Below are 702 nucleotides of genomic sequence, written 5' to 3' on the forward strand. Positions count from 1 at the left end.
GCGGCTCATCGACTACGTCCTGACCCGGCCGCTGGTCTCGAGCGCAATGATCGAAAAAGAGCTGAGGGTGACGACCACCTGGCCTTTCCGGCCCCGGCCCGGAGGTGAGTCATCCGGCCGCTTTCGGGGGGTTCCACCGAGATGGAAATGGTCGATCTCAACCGTGCCGTCGAGCATGTTTTCCCGCGCCACCATCAGCCGCAATGCGTGACCCATCCGCCAGGCCCGTCGGCTGGCTCACTCCAAGGATCTCGGCGAGCCGGACCGAGGACAAGCCCTTATCCGGTTGCAGCAGCAGCCACATGGCCCTCAACCAGACACGCAAGGGCAGCTTGGTCGAATGCAGCGGGGTATGGGGTCGTCACGGTGAACTGGAACCGGCAATCGCCGTTGGAGCATTGATAGAGACCCGGTCGCGCTTGTCGGTCTCGCGACCAGCAAGCGCGATCGAACGCTTGTAACCACAGGCCGGACAAATCCGACCATCCGGCCACACCATCCTTTCCAGCAACCGACGGCAATGCGGGGCGCACATAAAGGGCGCAAGTGCCCGGGTCGACGCCGATCTGTTCAGCAACGTACTTTAGCATTGCGCGAGGTGGAGTTTCGTCAGCTGCTTGCACTCTGGCAGGATATCGCATCCGACAGAGCGGAACGGCAAAGCCGAGGTGGTCTGGCTGTTGGCAGGATATCGCATCCGAC

Annotated in this window: 2 pseudogenes; both read right to left on the reverse strand. The window is 62.3% G+C overall.

Features of this window, described 5'->3' with window-relative positions:
* Positions 1 to 81 precede the first annotated feature (81 nt).
* Positions 82 to 523, reverse strand: a pseudogene (locus ACWGS9_RS35110) (transposase); the annotation flags it as partial.
* Between the two features lie 4 nt (positions 524 to 527).
* Positions 528 to 702, reverse strand: a pseudogene (locus tag ACWGS9_RS35115) (DUF4158 domain-containing protein); the annotation flags it as partial.

It is taken from the genome of Mesorhizobium sp. Arg314 (assembly GCF_053714275.1).